Raw genomic sequence first — 25,854 nt, forward strand, 5'->3', positions numbered from 1 at the left:
CATGAAGGTCAAGCCGAGCGTCAAGCAGATCTGCGACAAGTGCAAAGTGATCCGCCGTAATGGCCGGGTCATGGTGATCTGCGAGAACCCGCGCCACAAGCAGCGCCAGGGCTAATTCCCCGCAAGGGAACTAGCGCCCGCAAGGGCAAACCTGGGCTGTGCCCACGCAAGTAAATAAAAGGCAGCACAAGCTGAACTGGGACGTATGGAGCCCGGACAGCTAACCCCCGGTCGGAGGCTGGGGCCGCACTGAAAGTGCGGGTGTACTGCCTACGACCTCCGGTTTATTCAAGGAGTACCGCCACTATGGCTCGTCTCGCTGGCGTAGACATTCCCCGCGAAAAGCGGTTGGAAATTGCGCTTACTTACATCTACGGCGTGGGCAAGACCCGTGCACACGAAACCCTGGCTGCCACCGGCATCAGCGCTGACGTTCGCGTCAAGGACCTGACTGACGCCGAGCTGGTCCAGCTGCGTGACTACATTGAAGGCAACTACAAGGTTGAGGGTGACCTTCGCCGCGAAGTAGCAGCAGATATCCGCCGCAAGGTTGAAATCGGCAGCTACGAAGGCCTGCGCCACCGCAAGGGCCTGCCCGTACGCGGTCAGCGTACGAAGACCAACGCTCGTACCCGCAAGGGCCCGAAGCGCACCGTCGCCGGCAAGAAGAAGGCCGGCCGCTAGAAATAGCGGTTGTCTTCCCCCGATAACTTTCTGTAGGAGAAATAATGCCCCCGAAGACTCGTGGCGCGGTTCGCAAGCCGCGTAAGAAGGACAAGAAGAATATCGCGCTTGGACAAGCGCACATCAAGAGCACCTTTAACAACACCATCGTGTCCATCACGGACCCGAGCGGTGCTGTCATCTCCTGGGCTTCCGCCGGTGAGGTTGGCTTCAAGGGCTCCCGTAAGTCCACCCCGTTCGCCGCCCAGATGGCTGCCGAGGCCGCTGCAAAGCGCGCCCAGGAGCACGGTCTGCGCAAGGTTGACGTGTTCGTCAAGGGACCGGGATCCGGACGCGAGACCGCAATCCGTTCGCTGCAGGCCGCTGGCCTCGAGGTCGGCTCCATCCAGGACGTCACCCCCAGCGCCCACAACGGTTGCCGCCCGCCGAAGCGCCGCCGCGTCTAATTGGATTTTGGCCTTGCCGGCCGGGTCCGCACGGAGCAGCCTGCCTGTTCCGCGGTGCCCGGCCGGCAAAGCCGGAACCAAGCCGATTTCCACCACCTGTGTTGCGTCATATAGCGGATGCTCGCCGAAAGGAAACCTAAGTGCTTATTGCACAGCGCCCCACTCTGTCTGAAGAAGTAGTCTCCGAGAACCGCTCGCGTTTCATCATTGAACCGCTGGAACCGGGCTTCGGTTACACCCTCGGAAACTCCCTCCGCCGTACCCTGCTCTCCTCCATCCCCGGTGCTGCTGTAACCAGCATCCGGATCGATGGCGTGCTGCACGAGTTCACCACGGTTCCGGGTGTCAAGGAAGATGTCACTGAGATCATCCTGAACATCAAGAACCTCTCCGTGTCCTCCGAGCACGATGAGCCGGTTGTTGCATACCTGCGCAAGCAGGGCCCCGGAGTCGTCACGGCCGCGGACATCGCCCCGCCGGCCGGCGTCGAATTCCACAACCCGGATCTGCACATTGCCACGCTGAACTCGAAGGGCAAGTTCGAACTCGAACTGACCATCGAACGCGGCCGCGGCTACGTTTCGGCAGCTCAGAACAAGTCCGGCGACTCCGAGATCGGCCGTATCCCGGTCGACTCGATCTACTCGCCGGTCTTGAAGGTTACCTTCCGCGTGGAAGCTACCCGTGTTGAGCAGCGCACCGACTTCGACAAGCTCATTGTCGACGTCGAGACCAAGCCGGCTATCGCCCCGCGCGACGCCGTTGCTTCGGCAGGCACCACCCTGGTGGAACTGTTCGGTCTTGCACGTGAGCTGAACACCGCAGCTGAAGGTATCGAGATTGGCCCGTCGCCGACCGACGCTGCCCTGGCAGCCGACATGGCACTGCCGATCGAGGATCTGGACCTCACCGTCCGTTCCTACAACTGCCTCAAGCGTGAGGGCATCCACACCGTGGGTGAACTCGTTGCCCGCTCCGAGGCTGACCTGATGGACATCCGTAACTTCGGTGCCAAGTCCATCGACGAGGTCAAGGCAAAGCTGGTTGAACTGGGTCTGTCCCTCAAGGATTCCCCTCCCGGTTTCGATCTTGCAGCCCGCGCCGCAGCCATCGAAGAGGACGACGCCGCGTTCAGCGACGACGAGCTCTAACAAGCAGATCTTGGCCACTGAGTCCACGTTCGGACCCGGACGGCCTTCATTACAGGAGAAATTACTATGCCTACCCCCACTAAGGGTCCGCGCCTCGGAGGCGGTCCGGCTCACGAGCGTTTGATGCTCGCGAACCTGGCAGCATCGCTGTTCGAGCACAAGCGCATCACCACCACGGTCACCAAGGCCAAGCGCCTGAAGCCGTACGCCGAGCGCCTCGTGACCTTCGCCAAGCGCGGCGACCTGTCCTCCCGCCGTCGCGTGCTCGGCCTGATCAGCGACAAGGGCATCGTCCACGAGCTGTTCACCGACATCGCCGGCGCCGTCGCCAACCGCGATGGTGGCTACACCCGCATCACCAAGATCGGCAACCGCAAGGGCGACAACGCTCCCATGGCTGTCATCGAGCTGGTTCTTGAGCCGGTTTCCCCGAAGCAGGCTGTAGTTGCCGAGGCAACTGCTGCTGCCAAGAAGGACGCTGAGAAGGCTGCTCCGGCTGCCGAAGAAGCCGCTCCGGTTGCTGATGAAGAGGTCGTCGAGACCGAAGCTGTGGCTGAAGCCCCTGAGGCTGAGGCCGTTGAAGCCGACGCTCCCGAAGCCGAAGCTGCTGAAACCGAAGAGGCTCCGGCCGCTGAGGAAAAGAAGTAATTCACTGAATTCTTCACAGTAGACTTAAGTCTATGAACGAACGAAAACCCGCTGCCCCCGTTTTGGGGGGCGGCGGGTTTTTGCGTGTCAGGCTGGATCTTTCGTACGACGGCGGTCCGTTCAACGGATGGGCGCTGCAGCCCGGTCTGCGCACGGTGCAGGGATCGTTGGAAGAAGGATTGGCGCTGATTGTGCGGCGCCCTGTGCGGGTCACGGTAGCGGGGCGGACCGACGCCGGTGTCCATGCCCGTGGTCAAGTGGCGCACATCGACTTGTCCGAGGCAGAGTGGACCGGGCTCACGAGGGGCCACGAGATCGACCCCGCCGCCGCGTTGCTGCGGAGGCTTCGCGGAGCCCTGAGCCGGGTCCTGCGGGATGAGGCCGGCGCTATCGAAGTGCACGACGCCGGTTTGGCCCCTGAGGGATTTGACGCTCGCTTCTCAGCGTTGTGGCGCCGCTACAGCTACCGGATTGCCGACGGCCAGGAACGCTGGGACCCGGTCCTGCGCGGGGTGACCTTGTGGCACAAGGCCGCGCTGGACGAACGGGCGATGAATTCCGGGTCGGCGGCATTGTTGGGGCTCCAGGACTTCCGGGCATACTGCAAGCCCCGTGAAGGCGCCACCACGATTCGCGAGCTGCAGCGGCTGGAGTTCGTGCGCGGCAGCGACGGCGTACTGGTCGCCAACGTCCAAGCCGATGCGTTTTGCCACAACATGGTGCGTGCACTCGTTGGGTCCGCATTGCGGGTGGGGGAGGGCTTGGAGAGGCCGGAGTGGCTGCATGAACGTTTGCTCGCCGGGGTACGCGACGCGAAGTCGGTGCTGGCTGCGCCGCACCCCTTGATCCTTGAGGAAGTGGCCTATCCCTCTGACGCGGAGCTGTTCGCGCGGGCCGAGCTGACCCGGGCGCGCCGGGAGTAGTTGGGGCAGGTGCGCCGCGAGCAGGTCCTCCTCGACTCTGGGCATCGAGGAGGACCGGTCTTTGGGGTCTAACGGACGCTTTCTGCGTCAGGCCCGCTAGAACGCTCCGACGAAATTCTTCATGACGTTGATGACAGCCGGACCGATGATCACGATGAAGAGCGCTGGCAAGATGCAGAACATGAGCGGGAACAGAACTTTGATAGGCAACTTCATGGCCTTTTCTTCGGCCCTTTGGCGCCGCTTGATCCGCATCTGCTTTGCCTGCGTCCGGAGCACGTTCGCGATTGCAATCCCGTACGTGTCCGCCTGGACTACAGCCCGGACGAAGCTCCGAAGGTCCGGGACCGATGCCCTTTCAGCCATCGCCAGGTAGGCTTCCTTTCGGCTTCGGCCCACCTGCATGTCCTGGAGCGTTCGGGCTAGTTCTGTAGCCAGCGGCCCGTTTCCGTTTTGGGCTGCCCTCGCCATCGCAGATTCGAATCCGAGGCCCGCTTCGACGGAAATGAGCATCTGGTCAAGCGTATTGGGTAGTTCCAACGCGATCGCCTCCTGCCTTTTCGCCCCGCGGCCATGGATGAGAATGTCGGGAACGAAGTAGCTCAACGCCACCAGGAAAATGGTGAAAAGCACGGCGCCGGTGCTTGGCGTTCTGGAAACCCAGAGGAAGCCCAAGATGCTCACAACCAAAGCGATCGCCGGCTTGGCTATCAGGAGGCGCTCCAAAGGCATGCCGGCCGGCCTGCCGGCCCTTGCAAGGAGCTTGTCAAGCCAACCGGCATAACCGGCCGGCGTCAGGCGAAGCCCCAGAGCGACCCGTTTTGCCTCCGATGTGGAGCCAACCACAACGCCCCCGGTCGAGGCGACAGGGCCAGCATTTCCGCTGCGCCTAAGGTTGCTGCGAACTGCCGCCATCCCGCTTCGGTCAACCGAAATAAACGACCACACGATGTATGTGCAAGGCAGGACAACAAGCCCCACCATCAACCAGACCAGGGTAGTCACGATGCCCTCCTAGAACTTGATCTTGACGACACGGCTGAGCCAGAAACTGCCCGCAACCAGAAGCACGACGCCCGCGACCACCATCAGCCAACCCAACGGGCTGGTGTAAAGCGTGCCGACATAATTGGGGCTGGCCACGGTCAGGTAAAGGAACATACCGATGGGGAGGGCGACCAGGATGTAGGCAGAAAGTTTGCCTTCGGCGCTGAGCGACTGCACCTGGCCCTTGATCTGGGCCCTTTCCCGCACCGTTTCTCCGACGTGGTCCAATACTTCGGCTAGATCACCGCCGACTTCCCGATGGATTTCAATTGCCTGGGCGGTCCAATCGAAGTCCTCGCTGCGCAATCTGCGCGCGGCGTCGAGCATCGAGTCCTTCAAATCGCGCCCCAAGGCGGACTCGTTGACGAGCCTGGCGAATTCTTCCGAGGTAGGTGCTTCAGCCTCTTTTGCTACTGCGTCAACGGCCCGCAGCAGGCTGTGGCCCGCCCTGAGGCCACCTGAGAGCATCAACAGGGTATCGCCAAGCTGTTCCTCGAATTTCCGCCGCCGTCGGCTGGTTTTGAATTTCAAGAAGAGCACCGCGAGGAAGGGGGTTATCAACAGCCCCAGAATTCCAAGGAACAAACCTGACAAAACGAAACCGACGCCGCCGACTGTAACAGCGGTGCAGGCAACCAGCAGGATGAAATCGGATTGCCGCATTTTCAACCCCGCTTGTTCAAGCGAGTCCCGGTTGCCGAATTTGGCGTTCCGACTGACGTTGTGATCAAGGAAGGTTGTCGCCCGCCCGGAGGCGCGGGCAAGAAGCGAGGGTTGCTGCGGCGCGCCGGGCCGGCGTCGGGCCAGTGAGATCTGGTTCCGTGCCGATCCGATAGTAGTGAAGTACAGCGTGGCCAAGGCTACGAGCCAGAACCCGAGGCCAATCGCGAAAAAGGCAGGTTCAGCGCCGGTCATCGGAAAGCACCCCCAATAGGCATGGTCCCAAAGACAGCCGGCGAAAGCCCGATACCAAGATCCGCGAAGTGATCGACGAACCTCGGCCGCACGCCGGTCGGAACAGGGCGTCCCAGGAACCTGCCGTTGGCGTCCACACCGGCACCATAGTCAAAAACGAAGGCGTCCTGGAGAGTGATGATGTCACCTTCCATCCCCTGGACCTCCGTAACGTGGGTGACCCGACGGGTGCCGTCACGGAGACGGGAAACATGCACGATCAGATTGACCGCGGATGCGATCTGTTCGCGTATGGCACGGAGTGGCAAGTCCATTCCCGCCATCAAGACCAGAGTTTCAAGTCGGGCAATTGCGTCGCGGGGAGAGTTGGCGTGAACGGTTGAGATGGAGCCGTCGTGGCCGGTATTCATCGCCTGGAGCATGTCGAGGGATTCACCCCCGCGGACCTCGCCGATCACGATTCTGTCCGGGCGCATGCGCAGCGAGTTCCGAACCAGTTCCCGGATGCTAACTTCGCCCTTTCCTTCGATGTTTCGCGGCCGGCTTTCCAACCGAACCACATGCTCCTGCTGAAGCTGGAGTTCGATTGCATCCTCGATGGTGATGATGCGCTCGTCGGCTGGCAGGAACGACGACAGGACGTTGAGCAATGTGGTCTTTCCGGTGCCTGTACCGCCGGAAACGATGATGTTGAGCCGGCCTTGCACGCAAGCGTGCAGGAGCTCGGCGATCTCCGGCGTTATGGTGCCATAGGAGATCAAATTGGCCACCGTGAGGGGCACATGGCCAAATTTTCGAATGGTGAGTGTCGAGCCACCAACAGCCAGCGGCGGGATGATCGCGTTGACGCGTGATCCATCTGCAAGCCGTGCGTCGACGAGGGGCGAGGATTCGTCGATCCGTCTCCCGACCTTCGTGACGATGCGCTCAATGATCCGCCGAAGATGTTCTTCATCGCTGAATCGTGCGCCGGTCAGGTAGAGCTTTCCGGCCCGTTCCACATAGACCTTGTCGGGGCCATTGACCATGATCTCCGTAACGGCCGTCTCATCGAGGAACCTTTGCAGCGGACCGAGGCCCAGGACGTCATCGATGATTTCTTTGACGAGTCGTTGCCGCTCAAGCATGGAAAGCGGGATTTCGTCCTCGTCGATGATCGCGCGAAGCTCGTCCTTGACGTACTGGTGCAACTCCGCTTCCTCCATGGACGCATCGGTGATTCGGCTTCCCATCCGCTCGTAGAGAGCGGTCCCGGCACGGTCCTTGATTGCATTGAGCGCTTCATTCGTATCGGAGGAATGACGTTGTTCGACCGGTGTAGACGCGGGGTGACCCATGGGGTCGACCCCTCCGTTGCCCCACGGAGCCGCTTGGGAAGTTACCTCCGAAGCCGATGCGGCCGCCTTATCGAAATTGCGGGCTTCTTCCAGCCTTTTGCCGAGACTCATTGGACTACTACCCTTCTGTGAAGTTTCTTATGTGGCCGTTCTTCCCAAGACGGCTTGAACCGGTTGACCAGTTCGGACAGTCCCTTGGCGGCGGAATCCCTGGATCCGTCCTGCAACAAGGGCACTCCCTTGTTGGTTGAAAATGGGACTGCCGTGGAGCGGCGAAGGACGACGTCGACGGGCGAACCGATCGTGGACTCTATGTCCTGAAGGGTGAGGCCGCTGCGGCGGTCCGCGAAGTTCAGGACGATATGGCGCCTCTCCGGGAGAAGGCCCACCTCATTGAGAACGCTGAGTCCCGTCCGGAGCCCGCGGATGCTCGGAATATCCATCCCGCAGACCCACACGACATCCGTGGCAACCTCCAAAGTTGCGAGCACATGCTCACCGAGACCAGGGGCGGTGTCTACAACAACAAACTGAAACTCATTTGCCAGCTGTTTAATGAGGTGTCCCACTTGGTCACCTGATATCTGGTCAGCGTCCGCTGGATTGAGCGGCGCACAGAGTGCGTAAAGGCCGGCCTTATGCATCGTCAGATAGGACTTGAGCACCATGCTGTCCTGAACGGCAGCGCCATCCACAGCGTCCGTAAGAGTTCGCTCAGGATCAAGGTTGAGACCCGAAGCAACATCTCCAAATTGGAGATCCAAGTCCAGAACGACGACGCTCATCGGTGCCACCTTGGCCAAGCCGACCGCAAGGTTGGTGGTGACAGTCGTCTTGCCAACGCCCCCTTTAGGAGACATGACCGCGATGACGCGACCGCCGGTGGGCTGACTTTCAACTGAGCTTCCGAGGCCACGGCGCCTCCCGGCGGCGGCTAGGCTAGCGCGTTCCAGCATGGTCCGGATTTCCTCGGCGTCCGCGCTGGGTGAGAGTAGATCGCGGACCCCGGCGCGCATTGCGGGCAGGGCTATTTCGGACCGGCTTTCCGTGACAACAACGACGCTGATTTCCGGAAACTGAAGGTCGAAAAGACTGGCAAGCCGGATTGAATCCTCCAGCGGGAGGCCAGGACCGAGGAGGATGACCTCGGCAATCTCTCCCGTCAATACGCGCAGTATGTCCTCTGGGCTTGGTGGAAGGTAGTCAGCTGTGATCACGTGGAGGGTGCCGCGCAGGCCTGTAGCGGCATGCCGCGCCCTGCGCTCAAAGTCCGCATCGGACGTGATCACTACGAACCGGCTCATCGGTACAACTCCGTCTTCTTGATGACAATTGGTGCGTTCTCAGTCGCGGAGGCGGGTTCCTTGGTGAGCCACAACTTTCCGAACTCAGCCGCGAATGCCAATTTGGCTGAATCAACGTCGCTGCGGGCGAATGTCACGAGCAACTGGCCGGTTGGCAGTTCAGTGTTCGCTTGCTCCTGCGAGTTCGAAGTTGAGTTAGTGGCCTTGGCTTGGGAACGCTGCACGCTCGTGACCAGAACCTTGTGGAACAGCTCCTGGGACGTTGCTGGACTGGCGGAGTCGCCGCCGGATCCAGGAGGGAGGAGGACAACGATACCTACAGTGTCGCCGGCCGCGATTCGTCCTCCCACCACCCGCTGTGCCTCCAGCTGTACCGAGACTTCCTGCATGCCGGCCGGGACGGGAACAGAGCCAGGGGCCGCCAAGCTGCTGGGATCGACTAGCCGCGTCCCCAGCAGCGCCTCACCTGGCATCAGGTCGGTTGCTGCCACTTTCCCTTGAATGCCGTCCAGGCTCTTTAGCGCACCGTTGGGGACGGACGCTGTGGGCAATGACGTCAGCTTGACTGACGACCTAACCGTGTCGAGGCTCGCGCCTGAAGGGATCTGGGCCTGGACTACCAACACATCAACAGGTTGCAGGTCCTTCTGGGCCCGGGCTTCAGATCCTTGTACGTATGAGACCAATAGCAGTGTGCCGGCAATTGCGAGCACTAGTGCAACGATGCCTCCCAGTAGGCGTGTTTTCACTTTCTTCCCCTTAATCTGTACCTAATTACTGAGACCGATGTTTTCGGTTCCGAGGTCGGATCCACCGCCACCACTGCCAGCTGCGTCGATGGTCTGATATTTGATGAACTGTCCGATAATGCAGCGATCATTTCCGCTGGAACATGCCAGCGAACTAGTCATGTTGGGGTCCGATGCCTTGTTCCGGAATTCGTAGGGATTGCTGTTTCCAAATTTCCAACCCCAGATATTGAACGTTGCGTAGCCGATGATGTGGAATGTCCCGTTTTTGCCCTGATTGGTAGCATCGTCGAACACCGGAAAAGTCACCTTGGCTTGGCCGCCGCCAAGAATGGTGTCTTCCCAGCCCTGAAGCGTGTTCTTGCAAAGGGTCGGAGGGTTGTTTCCCGGATCCGAGCCGATGGTGTTGTTTCCGAGCTGGGTGGCTGCGTAACACGGAGAACTCTGCTGCAGCCAACCCCAACCGCCAGGTATTTGCGTACCGGAGGGGCCAGTGCATGTTCCGCCTGGCTTGTACGAGATCCTTTGAACCTGAGCGGTTTGACTACCGGACGACAAGTTGAAGCAGCTGTCCGAAATTGCCAGCGGGAAGGCGCCGCCCGAGCTGAGCGGCCCCCATTTTGCCTGGGCCGAGGCTCGGATATCCGCCGTCTGAATCCCGAGGGCGCGTGCGAAGACGAGAGAGAAGTGGTTGCTCGCTGACGGATCCTGGGCCTGGACAGTCACGTTCACCGTGTTGCCGCTGACTGTAGCTATGATCGCTTGTCCGTGGCTGTCCAGGGTATTGCCGTTGGCAAACTGCGCGGCATATGCCGTCTGGTCAGCGGGACAAGTCCCGGCCGCCAATTTTGAACACTTTTGGGCAATTGCTATAGCGGCGGCATCGGCCCCGTTCTGGAGTTGTGCGTGCTCGGAATACATCGAGCCCACGTCTACCGCGAAGGCCGCCATGCCAAGCAGGAACACCATGAGAAATGCCGTCATGGGAGCAGCCACGCCACGCTCCGATCGGCCGATCCTTATCCGCCGCATCGCATTACCCCTGTCCCTTTGACTGTGAGGCTGGCCGGCATTCCTGGAATCAGCGCCGGGAATCCGGTCATCCAGGAGGTTGTGTAACTTACGTTCGCTATCGCGTTATTGCCCGACGCGCATGCGCCGGTGCCTGAATAGCTCATCGTGATGTTTGCGGCGCTCAACGCGACGGAGGGCGCCGCAGCAACCCCTGCACTTTGGGCGCTGGATGCGCTGTAGCCGGAATCTGAACAGTGAATGGCCGCGTAGCGCGATGCTTCCCGGCCGGCTTCGGCGAGCGAAACCTGGATGTTGAATGCCCTGCCGAATTCCGCGATCCCCAGAACGAGGACTATCAACAGGGGGAAGATGAGGGCGAATTCGACCGCTACTGCTCCGGATTCCCGGTTAGCACCCGGCTTCGCGGTTGAGAGGTTACGGATTTTCATCACAGACCTGCCACAACATGTTCGAACCCTGGAACGAGTTGGGCGCCCAGGGTGGCGACGATGGCGAAAATAACCGTAGCGATGAACGCAACGAGGAGGCTGTACTCGACGGCGCTGACGCCGGCCTCGGAGCCACCCTTGGTCCGGAGAGTTTCCCTCAGACGCAGCGAGAGAGTGTTTATCTGAGACTTGAGACCTTGCACAACCCCTCCTTGGCGAGAGTGATTATCAAACGAAGAGCCCAGGGGCGAAGCGGTTACCAGTGGAGCAGAAGCCCGAACTGTTCCGCCCGCCCCTGGGCTGGTTGCTTTGTTGTTATTTGCTAAAGCTGGTTCGAGATCGAAGTGAATGCGGTATTGACCTGCCCGCCAAGAGTGCCGACGATCACGACGATGACGGCGGCGATGAGGGCCACGAGCAAACCGTATTCAACTGCTGTTGCACCGGCTTCGGATTTGAATAGCTGCTGCGCATGCCACCTAAGAAGAAGCAGCGCTTGCATCCCCCGAGACATCATCGGCTTGCTAGAGCTTGTTTGAGATGGTCGTGAAGGCGGTGTTGATCTGCCCGCCAAGGGTGCCGACGATAACGACGATGACGGCGGCGATGAGGGCTACGAGCAAACCGTATTCAACGGCCGTCGCTCCCTTTTCGGAAGTGAGGCGGTCTTTGACGCCGGCGACGAAAGCAATGACAGAAACCATGAGAGATGACATTGGAAAACCCTTCCCAGATAAGTGAATTTGTTTACGAATTCCCGCCGCTTACATATCCCGTTTAGCGGGTCCGGATTTCGATAGGACAAGAATTGCCCCTGGGAGGGTTAACAAACAATGCGTAGTGGTACTCGTCTTTTCCGGTACCGGTGGCGCGGCCTACTCGACGCGGCGCCCTGCGGTACTCGGTTTTTCTGCCTATGTACCATCCAAGTACTGGTACACGTGGGACTGGCGGTGACTGAGTGGACCTGGTCGGTTCGGCGTGGGCTCAGGCCAGGAGCAGCGCCACTCCAATTGCCGCTGCGAACATGGCTGGCCCATGGGCCACCTCGGAGGGCTTGTTTCCGCGGTTCAGCCGCAACATCAGCACCGTCATGACCCCGCCCACCACGAACCCCAGCAGGCCCCCATAGAACAAGTGGGTCCAGCCCAAGTAGCCCAAGTACATTCCGAGTGGTGCTGAGAGCTTCACATCGCCCATTCCGAGGCCGCCGGGAGAAATTAATCCAAGAATTAAGTAGCCGAGGAACAAAATGACGCCGCCGGCAGCCGCGCGCAGCAGTGCCGACCAGTCCGGAGCGAGCACGGCCGACATGGTTAACAGGCAGAAGCCGGCAGCAAGTAGCAGGAGGACTAGCGGGTTCGGCAGCAAATGGTGTTCAACATCTATACGTGACAGCTGCACCGCCATCATCCCCAGGAGCAAGTACGCCGGGAGCTCCGGCGAGAAACCAAAGCGCAGGGTCAGGAGGACAAACAACGCGCCGGTAACCACCGCCGTCGTGATCCTCACAGCGGGGGAGGGGAGCCCGCCAAGCCTCGGAAGGAACCGCGATATCAACAACTCGGCCAGGGGACTCAGCAGAAGCCCTGCAAGGCCCATGGCGCCCATAAACAAGGGCTGGGCGGCGGTTGCTGTCATGGCGTCTCCCGGGGGCTCAGGAACAGTTTCGGATGTTCGGGCTGACTGCCAGCCTATTTTGACCCTGCTGCCTCTTAGCGCTATTGTTGATAGTCGTTGTGCGTGTCCTATCTCGATGACACATGCCCGCTTGGGGATCCAGTTGCAGGATCATTAACTCGACAGGCATATCGAGACCTCGGGATGACTGGTACATAGAGTCCTCACCTCTGCTCCGGTAGCGCATACCTAGTAGGCGCACGCTTCAAGCGTGCCGCCTAAAACATGAACGCCAGAACAAGAACGAGGCAAAACCGTGCGTACGTACACCCCGAAGCCCGGCGATATCAACCGCCAGTGGCACGTCATTGACGCCACCGATGTTGTCCTTGGTCGTCTTGCCAGCCAGACCGCAACACTGCTGCGCGGAAAGCACAAGCCGACCTATGCGTCCCACATGGACATGGGCGACTTCGTCATCATCATCAACGCTGAAAAGGTTGCCCTGACCGGCGCCAAGCTGGAGCAGAAGCGCGCATACCGCCACTCCGGCTACCCGGGCGGCCTGACCTCCGTCAACTACGCGGAGCTGCTGGAATCCAACCCGGTCCGCGCCGTGGAGAAGGCCATCAAGGGCATGCTCCCGAAGAACTCCCTCGCTGCACAGCAGCTGAGCAAGCTCAAGGTCTACCGTGGTGCAGAACACCCCCACGCAGCCCAGCAGCCCAAGACTTTCGAAATCACCCAGGTCGCCCAGTAGTCCTGGCCACCAAACAACTTTTAACACAAGGAGAATCGTGGCTCAGAACGAAGAACTGACCGCTGAGGCCGTCGAGGCCGAAGAAAACCTCACCAGCTACACCTCTGAAAGCTCGGCTGCCGAAGCCGCGCCGAAGAAGGAGCGCCCGGCACTGACCGTTTCCGGTGCTGCTGTTGGCCGCCGCAAGGAAGCCGTTGCACGCGTTCGCGTTGTGCCCGGCTCTGGCAAGTGGACCATCAACGGCCGCGAGCTGTCGAACTACTTCCCGAACAAGCTGCACCAGCAGGACGTCAACGAGCCCTTCAAGATCCTTGACCTTGAAGGCGCCTACGACGTCATCGCCCGCATCCACGGCGGTGGCCCCTCCGGCCAGGCCGGTGCACTGCGCCTCGGTGTTGCTCGCTCGCTGAACGAGATCGACGTCGAGAACAACCGCGCCACCCTCAAGAAGGCCGGCTACCTGACCCGTGACGCACGCGTCATCGAGCGTAAGAAGGCTGGTCTCAAGAAGGCACGCAAGGCTCAGCAGTACTCCAAGCGCTAAAAATGCGCCTACCCGTTGTGGTGCCGCTGGCGCGACATCACAACGGGGCCCTCGGCGCTTTTTAGCGCTCGGATCCACAAGCGCTAAAAATGCGCCTACACGAGCGCTAATCCGCTTCGACGAGGCCCGTTCCGCCATTTGGCGGGGCGGGCCTCTGTCGTTTGTCTGCGACGCCAGGTCAGATGTTAGGGCCGGAGGGCGTAATACTGCGCTCCACCGATCGTTTGTGCCTTGTAATGGTTGCTCACCCAGGCGACTATTTTCGCGGCTTCGCCATGGCCGTCCAAGGTGGTTGGTGGCAGCTTCTGGATGACCATGGACCCGATGCGGCCAGCGTGAACAAAGTCTTGGAACTGTTCAAGCGTTGGATACGGGTCGGTTCCGTCGAAGCCCCCCACGGGCATCACCGCCCTCCCACTCGCGAGCTGGTAGTTGGCGGCAGATTCAGAACCAATCATGGCGGTGGGCCACGTGACACTTTGGGGTTCCTGCTGCAGCCGATCGATGACGCCGGCCACGGGGATGTCTCCGTAAGAAAGTATGAGGAGCGTCGGCGGGATGTTCGCCGGTAACTGCTGCCTGTCCGGGCTGTCTGTTCGGACGTGCAGGATGCTCGGGCCGGCTATCACTCCTGCCCCGACGTGCGGGCTCAAGGTGGTATTGGCCGACCAGAGCATGGGTCCCGCCAAAAGGGTCACCAGCGGCACCGCAACGGAGACCCACCGGACGCGAAGGTCCGGCGCGGGGATCACTACGAGTGCGGTCGATATGGACCCCAGGATGAGAAGCGCCTGCGGAAACCAGGGAAAATCGCTGGTTGAGCGTGCCGCTGAGACATATGCAAATATCATGCAAGCGAGCACGGCCATTCCGAGCCCGAGGCGCGGTTTCCAGTGTCTCCTCAACCGCACGAGGTGAAGGAACCCAACGGCGGCCAGGCAACTCAACGGTGGCACGGCCACGAGTGAGTAGTAGGGGTGGACGATCCCGGACATGAAAGCGAGGACAGTAGCCGAGGTAGCAAACCAGGCTGCGCACAGAAGCAGAAAAGCCCGCTTGGGCGTTCCGTCGGTACGTTTCCACAACAACCATCCAGTGACGCAGATCCCGGCCAGCGCAAGGGGCAGCAACCAGCCGAATTGACCGGTGAATTGTGGCTCGAGAAATCGCTGGAACCCCGTTTTGAGGTCGTCCGAATTTCCGGGAGTCATGGTTCGGACGGCGGCTTCGCCGGTCAGGCGATCAAGGCCGTTGTACCCCACGGTGAGTTCTATGACGCTGTTGTTCCTTGTGCCTCCAATAAACGGCCGAGAGGCCGGATCTGCTAGCTGCACGAGCATGAACCACCAGCCGCCCATAAGCCCGGCTACCGAGACGGCCGCACCGAAATGGATGAACCTCCTCATGATTGGGACTCGCGAAAAGACGAGGTAGCTCACTCCCAGGGCCGGCAGAATGAGCAGAATCTGTAGCTGCTTCGTCAGGAACCCGGCACCGACCAGTGCTCCCGCCACGAGCAGCCAGCGAAGCTTCCCCCGGTCGATTGCCTCGAGCGTCGCATAGGCGGTCCCGATCATGAGCAGAGTCAGCAGTGCATCAGGGTTGTTGTACCTGAACATGACGGTGGCCACCGGGGTAACCGCGAAGAAAAGCCCCGCAAGCAGGCCGGTTGCGGGGTCGGTTGGTTTCGCCACCATCCGGTAGAGCAAATAGACGCTGACTACTCCCATCAAAGCTTGCGGCAGGAGCATGCTCCATGAGTTGAGCCCGAAAATCCGCACGGAGAGGGCCATAATCCACAAAGAAAGTGGAGGCTTGTCAACGGTTATCGCATTGCCCGGGTCCGAGGAGCCGTAGAAGAATGCCGTCCAATCTTCCGAGCCGGCCATGGCGGCAGCCGAGTAGTAAGAGTTCGCCCAGCCGTTCTGGTCGAGTCCCCACATGTAAAGGACTGCCGTTAGAACCATGAGAGCAAAAATGGCGGGTCGCACCCACGCCTGGTTGGCGGGATTCCCGCGGAGCCACTCACGGATGACCCGCGACGGGTCCTTGATGACGGTACCCGGGACTGCTTGTCCGGGAAGGGGGCTGGTCTTGTTGCTCAAATTGCCAGCTGCTTAATGGTGGCCACCCCGCGCCGTTCCTCCGAACGACGCACCCGGAAGACCCAGATCCGGAGCAGAACGAAGCGGACGAGAGTGGCTAAGACGTTAGCGGAGGTCAGAACGATCAGCTCGGTCCGGGGAGACGCGTCCGCTTGCATTGAATGCAACAGCAGAAGGGAAGATGAGGTGATGCCCCAAGCCACCAAGAAAACAATGAGTCCTTGTATCTGCTGCGTGAAGAGCCGCTCCGGCCCGTGGATCCTGAACGTAAAGCGACGGTTGGCGGCGGTGTTTGCGATGGCAGTGAGGAGCAGGGCGAGGAAATTCCCTTGCTGTGCGCCGAAGGGCCCCTGGAAAAGCAGATATAGCAAAGCAAAAGCGAGCGTCGAGAACGCGCCGACGATTCCGAAACGTAGCACTTGCCCGAAGAAGCTCGGACGCGTCGGCGTCGCAATGGGTCCACGTCCCAATTCAGCGTAGATCGCCTGCAGGGGGATCTTCCCCTTCACCATGGAACCAGCGACCCGCACGAGGCCCTTGAGGTCGTCCACTGCGGTCTGGCGGATATCCACCCTGCTGTCTGGATCGTCAATCCAGTCGACGGGAATCTCGTGGATACGAAGCCCTGCCCGCTCCGCCAAGATCAAAAGCTCGGTATCGAAGAACCAGCAGTTGTCCTTCACATAGGGCAGGAGCCGGTGCGCGACTTCTGCCCTGACAGCTTTGAAGCCGCACTGGGCGTCGGAAAACTGAACCTGCATGGTCCGTTTAAGAATCAGGTTGTAGCTCCGGGAGATGAATTCCCGTTTCGGGCCCCTCACCACCCTTGAACTCCGGCCAAGGCGGGTGCCGATGCTGATATCCGAGTGCCCGGAAAGCAGGGGAGCGATAAGCGGTGGCAAAGCCGCCAAATCGGTCGAGAGATCTACGTCCACATACGCGAGAACTTTGGCTTCGGACGACGTCCAGGCGTCCCGGAGCGCGAAACCCCGCCCTTTTGTCTCAAGGCGCCGATAACCGACATTGGGAACCTCGTCGGCGAGCTTCCGCGCAATTGAACCGGTCGCATCCGTGCTCGCGTTGTCGGCAATCGTGATTTTCCAGCTATACAACAATTCGCGCGACAAATAGTCGGCGAGCCGGTGGATGCTTCTTTCGAGTATGGCGGACTCGTTGAATACGGGGACAATTATCTCGAGCGCCAAGCCCCCAGAGCTAGGTGTCATGCCGTAATCGTAAATTCTTGTTAAGGGGCATTACTAGAGTGACGCAAAAAGCGCAAGTCAAGTAGTGGCACTCTAGCCGTCGCGCGGCTGAAGTGGTACAAGGCCGTCCAGAGTCGCGTTCCCTCTGCCCCTGTACCGGTCGTCTAGACTGGGACGCGATGGCTAGATTATTTGGAACAGATGGCGTGCGTGGTCTCGCCAATGGATTGCTCACCGCGGAGCTTGCTCTTCAGTTGGCCCAGGCCGCCGCGGTGGTCCTTGGACCCGAGCGTGGTGCCAACGGAACGCGGCCCCGCGCCGTGGTCGCCCGGGATCCGCGCGCCAGCGGGGAGTTCATCGCTGCAGCCGTGGAAGCCGGACTTTCGAGCTCCGGGGTGGACGTGTACGACGCGGGCGTGCTGCCCACGCCCGCCGCGGCTTACCTCATCGCCGACCTCAACGCCGATTTCGGCGTCATGATCTCGGCTTCGCACAACCCTGCCCCGGACAACGGCATCAAGTTCTTTGCGCGGGGCGGCCAGAAGCTGCCGGACGAGATCGAGGACGCGATCGAGGCCCAGCTCGGCAAGGAGCCCGCACGCCCCATCGCCGGCGACGTCGGCCGCATCCAACGCTTCTCGGACGCCGAGGACCGTTACATCGTCCACTTGCTCGGCACCCTGCCGCACCGCCTTGAAGGCCTCAAGGTTGTCCTGGACTGTGCCCACGGCGCGGCGAGTGGCTGCTCGCCGGAGGTCTTCGCAAGCGCCGGCGCCGAAGTTGTGGTGATCGGCGCTGAACCCGACGGCCTGAACATCAACGACGGCGTCGGTTCCACCCACCTCGGGCAGCTCAAGGAAGCCGTCGTCAAGCACGGTGCGGACTTCGGCATCGCCCACGACGGCGACGCCGACCGCTGCCTGGCCGTGGATCACGAGGGCAACGAGGTTGACGGTGACCAGATCATGGCGATCCTGGCCCTCGCGCTGAAGAGGTCCGGAAAACTGAAGGACGATGTCCTGGTAGCCACCGTGATGAGCAACCTCGGACTCAAGATCGCCTTGCGCGAGGCCGGAATCACCATCCGCGAGACCGCGGTGGGCGACCGGTACGTCCTGGAGGCAATGCGCGACGGCGGCTTCAGCCTCGGCGGGGAGCAGTCGGGCCACGTGATCTTCTCCGATTACGCCACCACGGGTGACGGGGTCCTGACCGGTCTGCAGCTTGCTGCCCAGGTGGCCGGCACGGGCAAGACCCTTCAAGAGCTTGCGCGGGTCATGACCAAGCTGCCGCAGCTGATGATCAACGTGAAGGGCGTGGACAAATCGCGCGCCTCCACGGACGAAGGCGTCGCTGCCGCAGTGGCGGCCGCGGAGCTCGAGCTTGGTGATACCGGCCGCGTGCTCCTGCGGCCATCGGGCACCGAAGCGCTGGTGCGCGTGATGGTAGAGGCAGCGGACATGGAAACCGCCACCCGCATATGCACCGAACTTGCCGGCGTCGTCGCAGACCGCCTCGCTATTCCGCGCGAGCTGGCCCTCTAGGGCTGAGCGTGGCAAATAACTGTGGCCCGTCTCCGTAAGGAGGCGGGCCACAGTTATTTCGCGCTTACCTTTGAGCCAAGCTGTCGCGGATTTCGGTGAGGAGAGTCACCGCCGGATCGGCGGCGGGTTCTTCCTCGGAAATGCCCAACTTGGCGTTGCGGCGCTCGATCATGTGGTTCATGGGGGCGACGACGACGAAATAGATTGCGGCGGCTACCAGGACGAAGTTGACGATCGCGGTCAGCAAAACGCCAAACCGCAGGTCATTTCCATTGAGGGTCACCTTCGCGAAACTGTCAAAGTTGGGCGACCCAACCAAGGCAGCAATCAGCGGCATGAGGACGTTCTTGACGAGTGCATCAACCACTGCGCCGAAGGCGGCACCCATGACGACGGCTACGGCAAGGTCTACGACGTTGCCTTTCAGAATGAAATTCCTAAATCCACTCAACATGGCACCAAACTAGTGCATTTTCGCGGATCCAAGCGAGCAGCCGTCGTAATTCACTGGAGGGTCCGAAACACTCTCCCGTTAATCAACCATTATGGGTAGCCCGGAGCGGATTCGAGGCCAAAATACTCTTCGAGGGTGCCGATGCCCCGTTTGGCCATATCCGTCGCAGCCTCAACTCCGATGAATCGCAAATGCCATGGCTCGTAGTAATAGCCCGTGATCCCGTTGAGCATCCATGGATACCGGACAACAAATCCGTACTTGTAGGAATTGGCCTTGGCCCAGACGGCTGCTGGCTGATCAGCGAAGCAAGGCGCGAAGCTGCACGCCCCGCCGCCGTCGCCAATGTCGAACGCCCAGCCGGTCTGGTGTTCCGAGAAGCCGGGACGGGCGGAGGCGGTGTCCGCCGAGGCCTGGCCGCGCGCGTTCACGTAGCCGCCGTATGTTGCGGTCTGGGTCTGGAATGAACGGTAGCCGGACGCCAAGGTCATGGTGACGCCTTCCGAGGAGGCTGCCGCGAAGAGCTTTTCGGCCGCTGCGGCCGTGGTGGCGTTGAGGAGGGACGCCTCTCCGCTGGTTGCGAGTTGCACGCGTGGCTGTGCCAAGTCGGGGGGAACAAACTGCAAGGGTGTCAGCGGCCGGTGCTTGTTAACGATGACCCACTGGCTCGCAGGGTCGCTCAGGGAAAACTGTTGGGACAGCACACCCGACGGCGGAGCCTTCGACGCCGGTGCGCTCGACGGCGGCTCGGTCGCCGCGGCGGGAGGAGCCGCCGTCGTGGTTCCGGATGGCGGCGTCGCGGTTGCCGTTTGCGGAAGGGAGGACGACGGCGACCCCGCGGTCGACGCGACCCGGCCGTCCGGGCTGCACGCCGCCAAGGCGGCCATTCCCACGCCCGCCGCAAGCAGCGTAGTGAAGGACCTTCGGCTGGGGCCGCAGTTATAGCACATCCGTGCTAGACCTTGCGGAGCAGCATGCGGCGGATGGAATGGTCGGCATCCTTGGTGAGCACGAGCTGCGCCCGGCCGCGGGTAGGAAGCACGTTCTCCTCCAGGTTTGGTTCGTTGATGCGCTTCCAAATGCCGCGTGCAGTGGCTTCCGCCTCGGCGTCGGAGAGCGTCGCGTAACGATGGAAGTAGGATTCGGGCTGGGCGAACGCCGTGCTCCGAAGCTTACGGAAACGGTCCACGTACCAGTCTTCGATGTATGAGGTCTTGGCGTCAACGTAGATGGAGAAATCAAAGAAGTCGCTCAGGGCCAATCCTTGCCGGCCGTCCTGCCTGGGGCGCGCGGGGGCCAACACGTTGAGGCCCTCGACGATAAGGACGTCAGGCCGCCGGACCACCACTTCCTTGTCCGGGACGATGTCGTAGGTGACGTGCGAATACCAAGGAGCGCGGACTTCTTCGGCGCCCCCCTTGATTGCACTCACGAATCGAAGCAGGGCACGCCGGTCGTAGGACTCCGGAAAGCCCTTCCGTTCAAGCAGATGCCGGCGCTTCAACTCGGCAAGCGGGTAGAGGAACCCATCGGTGGTGATGAGTTCGACGTTCGGAGTACCAGGCCAACGGCGGAGCATTTCGCGCAGCACGCGGGCGATCGTGGACTTGCCCACCGCCACCGAACCGGCGACGCCGATTACGAAGGGCGTGCGCTGGGTCTGCTCGCCAAGGAAGGTGGTGGTGGCTGCATGAAGCTGTTGTGAGGCCTGGACATAAAGGTGCAACAAGCGGGAGAGCGGCAGGTAGACCTCGCGGATTTCCTTCATGTCCAGGGGATCGCCGAGGCCGCGGAGCCGGATAATATCCTCTTCGTTAAGCGGCTGCTCCATCTGCGCACCCAGGCGGGACCACGTCTGCCGGTCCAGCTCCACGAACGGAGAGGAGCTGTCGCCGTTCGCTTCATTGCGTTGCAAAGTCACCCTAGAGATTCTGCCCCTCCGCTGGCTGATCCGGAAATACAGGATGAACAGCGGGCAGATTTTGTGTGAGCATGCTCTCCCGGAAGAGGCGCAGAAACCGATATGTTCCGCGGTCTGGCCCGGGTCCGGGCCCGGATGTCCTACGTCCGGTTCGCGGGGCACCCGCTACGCTTGTAGGCATGTGTGGAATCGTAGGTTACGTTGGCAACTCATCCCGCCGGGCAGATGCCGGGCACTCGGCCCTCGACGTCGTGCTTGAAGGACTCCGGAGGCTTGAGTACCGGGGCTATGACTCAGCCGGAGTCGCAGTGGTGGCTGATGGAACGATCACAGCCCGGAAGAAGTCCGGAAAACTGAGCAATCTGTTGAACGAGCTCGACGAGAATCCGCTCCCGGACTCGCTGACCGGCATCGGCCACACCCGCTGGGCCACCCACGGCGGACCTACCGACCAGAACGCCCACCCGCATCTGGCCGACGGCGGCCGCCTGGCAATGATCCACAACGGGATCATTGAAAACTTCGCCGAGCTCAAGCAGGAGCTCCTTGCCAAGGGCGTCACTTTCGCATCAGAGACGGACACCGAGGTGGCGGCCGCACTGCTTGGCGATATCTTCCGCAACCAGCTCAACGGCGACGCGTCCGATGGCAAGCTCACCAAGGCGATGCAGCTCGCGTGCCAGCGCCTCGAAGGTGCATTTACCCTCCTTGCCGTGCACGCCGACCGGCCCGACGTCGTCGTCGCCGCCCGCCGCAATTCCCCCCTTGTTGTGGGCCTGGGAGAAGGCGAGAACTTCCTTGGCTCCGACGTTTCCGGCTTCATCGACCACACGCGCCGCGCAGTCGAGCTTGGCCAGGACCAGATCGTCACCATCACGGCCGACAGCGTCGAGATCACCGACTTCTTCGGCGCCCCGGCCCAGGGCAAGGAATACCACGTTGACTGGGACCCGGCTTCTGCGGAAAAGGGCGGCTTCAGCTCCTTCATGGAAAAGGAAATCCATGACCAGCCGGACGCAGTCACCCAGACCCTCCTCGGACGCTCGGACCTTAACGACCAGCTGACCTTGAGCGAGCTCCGGATCGACCCTGAACTGCTGAAGCAGGTCAACAAGATCATCGTCCTGGCATGTGGAACGGCCGCATACGCCGGAATGGTGGCCAAGTACGCCATCGAGAACTGGTGCCGCATCCCCACCGAGGTGGAGCTCGCGCACGAATTCCGCTACCGCGATCCGATCGTTGACGCCAACACCCTGGTGGTGTCGATCAGCCAGTCCGGCGAGACCATGGACACACTGATGGCCGTCCGTTACGCCCGCGAACAGGGCGCCAAGACGATCTCCATCTGCAACACCAACGGATCCACCATCCCGCGCGAATCCGACGCCGTTCTCTACACCCACGCCGGTCCCGAGATCGCCGTCGCCTCCACCAAGGCATTCCTGGCCCAGATCACTGCCGCCTATCTCCTTGGCCTCTACCTCGCCCAGTTGCGTGGAAATATCTTCTCCGGACAGATCAAGGACGTCCTGGCGGACCTGGGCAAGATACCTGCCCACATCCAGAAGATCCTCGACAACGCAGGTCCCCTCCGCGAACTCGCCCGCAGCATGAAGGACGAGAAGTCGGTGCTCTTCCTGGGCCGCCACGTTGGCTACCCGGTAGCCCTCGAGGGCGCGTTGAAGCTCAAGGAAATTGCCTACATCCACGCCGAAGGTTTCGCAGCCGGTGAGCTCAAGCACGGTCCGATCGCCCTGATCGACGAAGGTCAGCCCGTCTTCGTGGTGGTCCCTTCGCCGCGTGGCCGGGATTCCCTTCACTCCAAGGTTGTCAGCAACATCCAGGAAATCCGCGCCCGCGGTGCCCGCACACTCGTGATCGCCGAGGAAGGCGACGAAGCCGTGCAGGCTTACGCCGAGCACGTTTTCTACGTCCCCCAGACGCCTACCTTGCTGATGCCGCTTCTGACCACGGTTCCGCTGCAGATTTTTGCGGCCGAGCTGGCCAAGGCCAAGGGGTACGACGTGGACCAGCCGCGTAACCTCGCCAAGAGCGTGACCGTAGAATAGCCGCATGATTGTCGGGATAGGCGTAGACGTCGTAGACATTGAGCGCTTCGGGCGCCAACTTGAGCGGACCCCGGGCCTTCGTGACCGTTTGTTCGTTCCCGCGGAACGCGAGCTCAACACCCGGTCCTTGGCCGCGCGTTTTGCGGCCAAGGAAGCGGTAGCCAAAGTCTTGGGAGCTCCCGCGGGCATGAACTGGCAGGACTGCTGGATCGGCTTGGACCAGAACGGACCCACCATCCAAGTCAAAGGCACCGTCCTGGCTGTCGCGGATTCGCTTGGCGTGAAGCGCTGGCACGTCTCCATGAGCCACGATGGCGGAATCGCCACCGCCATGGTCATCGCCGAAGCCTAGCGGCGCAAGCAAACATGATCAGCGCCTTCACCGGAACACAGATCAGGGCAGCGGAACAACCGCTTCTTGATACCGGCGAAGGGGCTGTTCTCATGCAGCGGGCAGCATACGGACTGGCGAACGCCGTCGTGCGGGAACTGCGTGCGGAAGGTCGCCGTACCTACGGCTCCAGCGTCACCGTGCTGGCCGGCAAAGGCAACAACGGCGGGGACGGTCTCTTCGCCGCGGCAAACCTCGCGCGGCGTGGCATGCGCACGACGGCGGTACTCACCGCCGGTTCGGCCCATCCTGAAGCCTTCGCGGCGTTCCGCGCGGCGGGCGGACGCGTGCACGTCCTGGACGAGGACAACGCCGAAGAGCTGGCCGTGCTGATTGCCGCCGATGACGTAGTCATCGACGCGGTCCTGGGTACGGGTGCGAAGGGCGGCCTCCGTGGTGCGGCTGCGGAATTGATTGCCGCCTTGGAGGAACTGGGCCCCGGCCTCGTGGTGGCCTGTGATGTCCCCAGCGGCGTGGACGCCGACACAGGCGAGGTCCACTGGCCTGTCCTGACGGCGCGGCTCACCGTTGCCTTCGGTGGAATCAAAGCCGGACTGATGGCCGATCCGGGAGAGGGCTGTGCCGGCCGCGTGGTCCTTGTGCCCATCGGTATCGAAGAATATCTTCCGGCACCCGCCCTGCGCCGCTTCTCGGCCCCGGACCTTGCGGCCGTGCTTCCGGGCCCGGAGCGTCGGGCCCAGAAGTACACCAGGGGAGTGTTGGGCATCGTGGCAGGTTCCGAGCGCTACACCGGAGCCGCTGCCCTCTGTGTCGAGTCCGCCTCGGCGTCCGGCGCGGGAATGGTTCGGTACCTCGGCCCGGAAGTCGTGGCGCGGCAGGTCCTGGCACGAACCCCGGAGGCTATCTGGGAGCCGGGCGAGCCCGGCCGTGTCCAGGCGTGGCTGCTCGGTCCCGGCCTGGACGGATCAGAACAACTCGAGCCAGCCCGCGACGTGCTGGCCGCCGCGTCCGACGCCGGCCGGCCCGCCGTCGTCGACGCCGGAGCCCTTGAGCTCCTGCCCGAACGCTGTCCGCCGAACTGGATTCTCACCCCGCACGCCGGCGAGCTCGCTGCCCTTCTTGCCCGGGGCGAAGTGCGTGTCACGCGGGAGGACGTGGAATCGCGGACCCTGCATTTCGCCCGGCTTGCGGCCGAGCACACCGGTGCGGTTGTCCTGCTTAAAGGTGCCACAACGGCAGTTGCTTCGCCTTCCGGGGCTGTCTTCAGCCAGTCGGACGGAAGCCCGTGGATGTCGACGGCGGGCAGCGGGGACGTCCTTGGCGGGATCCTCGGCGCCTTGGCTGCGGCGTACGCGGAATCCGGGCTGGACGACGACGGACCTTTCGCTGCGCTGGGAATTGCCCCTGACGAACGCTGGGCCGCGGTGGCCGCCGTCGGCGCGAGCATCCACGGAATGGCCGGCAGCGCGGCTTCAAGGGGCGGGCCCCTGACCGCTTCCGGCATTGCCCGGGCGGTCCCCGATGTCTTCCGACTTCTAGGGGAACATCGCGCCGGATGATCCCGGATGTTCCGTGAAAGTCGCATCATCTCGCTAGGCTGGCAGAGAGTTATCCGGCACATGAAGGAGAACACATGGACGTTTGGCCAGGATCCGCATATCCGTTGGGGGCCACCTTCGACGGAACCGGAACCAACTTCGCGCTCTTCAGCGAGAAGGCGGAAAGGGTGGAGTTGTGTCTCTTCGACGACGACGGGGAGGAGACTTCCTATACCCTCAGCGAGGTGGACGGCTATGTGTGGCATTGCTACCTTCCGCATGTCCAGCCGGGGCAGAAGTACGGCTACCGGGTGCATGGCCCGTATGATCCGGCCAACGGGCAGCGCTTCAACCCCAACAAGCTGCTCCTGGACCCGTACGCCAAGGCGGTGCACGGCGAGATCGATTGGGATCCGGCGCTCTTCTCCTACAACCTGGGGGATCCGGATTCCCGGAACGACAAGGATTCCGCGCCGCACATGATGATGGGCGTGGTCATCAATCCGTTCTTCGACTGGGCGGGTGACCAGCAACTGCGCATCCCGTACCACCGTTCGGTGATTTACGAGGCCCACGTCAAGGGCCTGACCCAGCTTCACCCCGAAGTTCCGGAGGAGCAGCGCGGCACGTATGCCGGGGTGGCCCATCCTGCGGTGATTTCGCACTTGCAAAAGCTTGGGGTGACGGCCATTGAGCTCATGCCGGTGCACCAGTTCGTGAATGACGGCATCCTGCAGGACAAGGGGCTGAGCAATTACTGGGGTTACAACACGATCGGGTTCTTCGCCCCGCACAACAGCTACAGTTCCAAGGGCGATCAGGGCCAGCAGGTCCAGGACTTCAAGGCCATGGTCCGGGCGTTGCATACGGCGGGGATCGAGGTCATTCTCGATGTGGTGTACAACCACACGGCCGAGGGCAATCATCTGGGTCCCACGCTGTCGTTCAAGGGCATTGACAACTCCGCGTACTACCGGTTGGTGGAGGGCGATGAGAAGCACTACATGGATTACACGGGCACGGGTAATTCGCTGAATGTGCGCAGCCCGCACTCGCTGCAGTTGCTCATGGA

Annotated in this window: 29 protein-coding genes; 13 read left to right on the forward strand and 16 right to left on the reverse strand. The window is 61.7% G+C overall.

Annotated elements, in window-relative coordinates; all coding sequences use genetic code 11:
- The first annotated feature begins 1 nt into the window (after position 1).
- The 6 genes from rpmJ (at position 2) to L0B83_RS05350 (ending at position 3,852) form a co-directional block, all read left to right on the forward strand.
- Positions 2-115 carry a 50S ribosomal protein L36 gene (rpmJ, locus tag L0B83_RS05325; RefSeq protein WP_011775570.1) on the forward strand — a complete coding sequence of 38 codons (114 nt, stop codon included), beginning with the start codon at positions 2-4 and terminating at the stop codon, positions 113-115.
- Between the two features lie 191 nt (positions 116-306).
- Entirely contained in the window at positions 307-684 is a 378-nt protein-coding gene (rpsM, locus tag L0B83_RS05330) for a 30S ribosomal protein S13 (protein WP_011775569.1), read from the forward strand.
- A 44-nt stretch (positions 685-728) separates the two neighbouring features.
- Positions 729-1,130: a 30S ribosomal protein S11 gene (rpsK, locus tag L0B83_RS05335; RefSeq protein WP_234757362.1), complete on the forward strand. Its 402-nt coding sequence runs from the start codon at positions 729-731 to the stop codon at positions 1,128-1,130.
- Positions 1,131-1,270: 140 nt separating this feature from the next.
- Complete coding sequence (locus L0B83_RS05340) at positions 1,271-2,281, forward strand: DNA-directed RNA polymerase subunit alpha (protein ID WP_070347947.1); 1,011 nt, start codon at positions 1,271-1,273, stop codon at positions 2,279-2,281.
- 66 nt (positions 2,282-2,347) lie between these two features.
- Entirely contained in the window at positions 2,348-2,929 is a 582-nt protein-coding gene (rplQ, locus tag L0B83_RS05345; protein WP_234757363.1) for a 50S ribosomal protein L17, read from the forward strand.
- A gap of 32 nt (positions 2,930-2,961) precedes the next feature.
- Positions 2,962-3,852 carry a tRNA pseudouridine synthase A gene (locus L0B83_RS05350; protein ID WP_234757364.1) on the forward strand — a complete coding sequence of 297 codons (891 nt, stop codon included), beginning with the start codon at positions 2,962-2,964 and terminating at the stop codon, positions 3,850-3,852.
- A gap of 96 nt (positions 3,853-3,948) precedes the next feature.
- Here L0B83_RS05350 and L0B83_RS05355 read toward each other — a convergent pair whose 3' ends face one another.
- From L0B83_RS05355 to L0B83_RS05405, 11 genes are all read right to left on the reverse strand, one after another.
- Positions 3,949-4,857 carry a type II secretion system F family protein gene (locus tag L0B83_RS05355; protein WP_234757365.1) on the reverse strand — a complete coding sequence of 303 codons (909 nt, stop codon included), beginning with the start codon at positions 4,855-4,857 and terminating at the stop codon, positions 3,949-3,951.
- A gap of 9 nt (positions 4,858-4,866) precedes the next feature.
- Positions 4,867-5,814, reverse strand: a complete 948-nt coding sequence (locus L0B83_RS05360; RefSeq protein WP_234757366.1) for a type II secretion system F family protein — start codon at positions 5,812-5,814, stop codon at positions 4,867-4,869.
- On the reverse strand, positions 5,811-7,151 hold the full coding sequence (locus L0B83_RS05365) for a TadA family conjugal transfer-associated ATPase (RefSeq protein ID WP_372461152.1): 1,341 nt from the start codon (positions 7,149-7,151) through the stop codon (positions 5,811-5,813). The genes L0B83_RS05360 and L0B83_RS05365 overlap by 4 nt, the downstream gene beginning before the upstream one ends.
- A gap of 107 nt (positions 7,152-7,258) precedes the next feature.
- On the reverse strand, positions 7,259-8,455 hold the full coding sequence (locus L0B83_RS05370; protein ID WP_234757368.1) for an AAA family ATPase: 1,197 nt from the start codon (positions 8,453-8,455) through the stop codon (positions 7,259-7,261).
- Positions 8,452-9,204, reverse strand: coding sequence for a Flp pilus assembly protein CpaB (gene cpaB / locus L0B83_RS05375; RefSeq protein WP_234757369.1), 753 nt, complete (start codon positions 9,202-9,204; stop codon positions 8,452-8,454). The genes L0B83_RS05370 and cpaB overlap by 4 nt, the downstream gene beginning before the upstream one ends.
- Positions 9,205-9,225: 21 nt before the next feature.
- Complete coding sequence (locus L0B83_RS05380; RefSeq protein ID WP_268820629.1) at positions 9,226-10,236, reverse strand: pilus assembly protein TadG-related protein; 1,011 nt, start codon at positions 10,234-10,236, stop codon at positions 9,226-9,228.
- Positions 10,224-10,667, reverse strand: coding sequence for a TadE/TadG family type IV pilus assembly protein (locus L0B83_RS05385; protein ID WP_234757371.1), 444 nt, complete (start codon positions 10,665-10,667; stop codon positions 10,224-10,226). Before L0B83_RS05385 ends, L0B83_RS05380 begins: the two co-directional genes overlap by 13 nt.
- Positions 10,667-10,870: a Flp family type IVb pilin gene (locus L0B83_RS05390; protein WP_234757372.1), complete on the reverse strand. Its 204-nt coding sequence runs from the start codon at positions 10,868-10,870 to the stop codon at positions 10,667-10,669. Before L0B83_RS05390 ends, L0B83_RS05385 begins: the two co-directional genes overlap by 1 nt.
- A gap of 119 nt (positions 10,871-10,989) precedes the next feature.
- The gene (locus L0B83_RS05395) at positions 10,990-11,169 is read right to left on the reverse strand and encodes a Flp family type IVb pilin (protein WP_234757373.1); all 180 of its coding nucleotides are present in this window, start codon (positions 11,167-11,169) and stop codon (positions 10,990-10,992) included.
- A gap of 22 nt (positions 11,170-11,191) precedes the next feature.
- A complete protein-coding gene (locus L0B83_RS05400; protein WP_234757374.1) occupies positions 11,192-11,383 on the reverse strand; it encodes a Flp family type IVb pilin in 192 nt (63 codons plus the stop codon).
- Positions 11,384-11,654: 271 nt separating this feature from the next.
- On the reverse strand, positions 11,655-12,308 hold the full coding sequence (locus tag L0B83_RS05405; RefSeq protein WP_234757375.1) for a prepilin peptidase: 654 nt from the start codon (positions 12,306-12,308) through the stop codon (positions 11,655-11,657).
- Positions 12,309-12,603: 295 nt separating this feature from the next.
- On the opposite strand from L0B83_RS05405, the gene rplM reads away from it, so the two are divergent.
- Both rplM and rpsI read left to right on the forward strand, forming a co-directional pair.
- The gene (rplM, locus tag L0B83_RS05410; protein ID WP_133202334.1) at positions 12,604-13,047 is read left to right on the forward strand and encodes a 50S ribosomal protein L13; all 444 of its coding nucleotides are present in this window, start codon (positions 12,604-12,606) and stop codon (positions 13,045-13,047) included.
- A 37-nt stretch (positions 13,048-13,084) separates the two neighbouring features.
- Positions 13,085-13,591: a 30S ribosomal protein S9 gene (gene rpsI / locus L0B83_RS05415; RefSeq protein ID WP_234757376.1), complete on the forward strand. Its 507-nt coding sequence runs from the start codon at positions 13,085-13,087 to the stop codon at positions 13,589-13,591.
- Between the two features lie 185 nt (positions 13,592-13,776).
- Here the strand turns inward: rpsI and L0B83_RS05420 are convergent, their stop codons facing one another.
- Together L0B83_RS05420 and L0B83_RS05425 are read right to left on the reverse strand one after the other, a co-directional pair.
- Entirely contained in the window at positions 13,777-15,696 is a 1,920-nt protein-coding gene (locus tag L0B83_RS05420) for a glycosyltransferase family 39 protein (RefSeq protein ID WP_234757377.1), read from the reverse strand.
- Positions 15,693-16,922, reverse strand: coding sequence for a bifunctional glycosyltransferase family 2/GtrA family protein (locus L0B83_RS05425; protein ID WP_234757378.1), 1,230 nt, complete (start codon positions 16,920-16,922; stop codon positions 15,693-15,695). The genes L0B83_RS05420 and L0B83_RS05425 overlap by 4 nt, the downstream gene beginning before the upstream one ends.
- A 158-nt stretch (positions 16,923-17,080) precedes the next feature.
- On the opposite strand from L0B83_RS05425, the gene glmM reads away from it, so the two are divergent.
- Entirely contained in the window at positions 17,081-18,445 is a 1,365-nt protein-coding gene (gene glmM, locus L0B83_RS05430; protein ID WP_234757379.1) for a phosphoglucosamine mutase, read from the forward strand.
- Between the two features lie 64 nt (positions 18,446-18,509).
- On the opposite strand, the gene mscL is transcribed toward glmM, so the two are convergent.
- From mscL to coaA, 3 genes are all read right to left on the reverse strand, one after another.
- Positions 18,510-18,899: a large conductance mechanosensitive channel protein MscL gene (gene mscL / locus L0B83_RS05435; RefSeq protein WP_234757380.1), complete on the reverse strand. Its 390-nt coding sequence runs from the start codon at positions 18,897-18,899 to the stop codon at positions 18,510-18,512.
- A gap of 89 nt (positions 18,900-18,988) precedes the next feature.
- Positions 18,989-19,849, reverse strand: a complete 861-nt coding sequence (locus L0B83_RS19985; RefSeq protein ID WP_234757381.1) for a M15 family metallopeptidase — start codon at positions 19,847-19,849, stop codon at positions 18,989-18,991.
- Positions 19,850-19,854: 5 nt separating this feature from the next.
- Positions 19,855-20,820 carry a type I pantothenate kinase gene (gene coaA, locus L0B83_RS05445; protein ID WP_234757382.1) on the reverse strand — a complete coding sequence of 322 codons (966 nt, stop codon included), beginning with the start codon at positions 20,818-20,820 and terminating at the stop codon, positions 19,855-19,857.
- A 179-nt stretch (positions 20,821-20,999) separates the two neighbouring features.
- On the opposite strand from coaA, the gene glmS reads away from it, so the two are divergent.
- From glmS to L0B83_RS05465, 4 genes are all read left to right on the forward strand, one after another.
- Positions 21,000-22,892 carry a glutamine--fructose-6-phosphate transaminase (isomerizing) gene (gene glmS / locus L0B83_RS05450; RefSeq protein WP_234757383.1) on the forward strand — a complete coding sequence of 631 codons (1,893 nt, stop codon included), beginning with the start codon at positions 21,000-21,002 and terminating at the stop codon, positions 22,890-22,892.
- A gap of 4 nt (positions 22,893-22,896) precedes the next feature.
- Positions 22,897-23,244, forward strand: coding sequence for a holo-ACP synthase (locus L0B83_RS05455; protein ID WP_234757384.1), 348 nt, complete (start codon positions 22,897-22,899; stop codon positions 23,242-23,244).
- Between the two features lie 14 nt (positions 23,245-23,258).
- Positions 23,259-24,803 carry an NAD(P)H-hydrate epimerase gene (locus tag L0B83_RS05460; protein WP_234757385.1) on the forward strand — a complete coding sequence of 515 codons (1,545 nt, stop codon included), beginning with the start codon at positions 23,259-23,261 and terminating at the stop codon, positions 24,801-24,803.
- Between the two features lie 74 nt (positions 24,804-24,877).
- Positions 24,878-25,854 (forward strand): glycogen debranching protein (locus L0B83_RS05465; protein WP_268820630.1); only part of this gene is annotated, 977 nt, incomplete at its 3' end.

Source organism: Arthrobacter alkaliphilus (assembly GCF_021483235.1).
Taxonomy (GTDB): Bacteria; Actinomycetota; Actinomycetes; order Actinomycetales; family Micrococcaceae; genus Arthrobacter; species Arthrobacter alkaliphilus.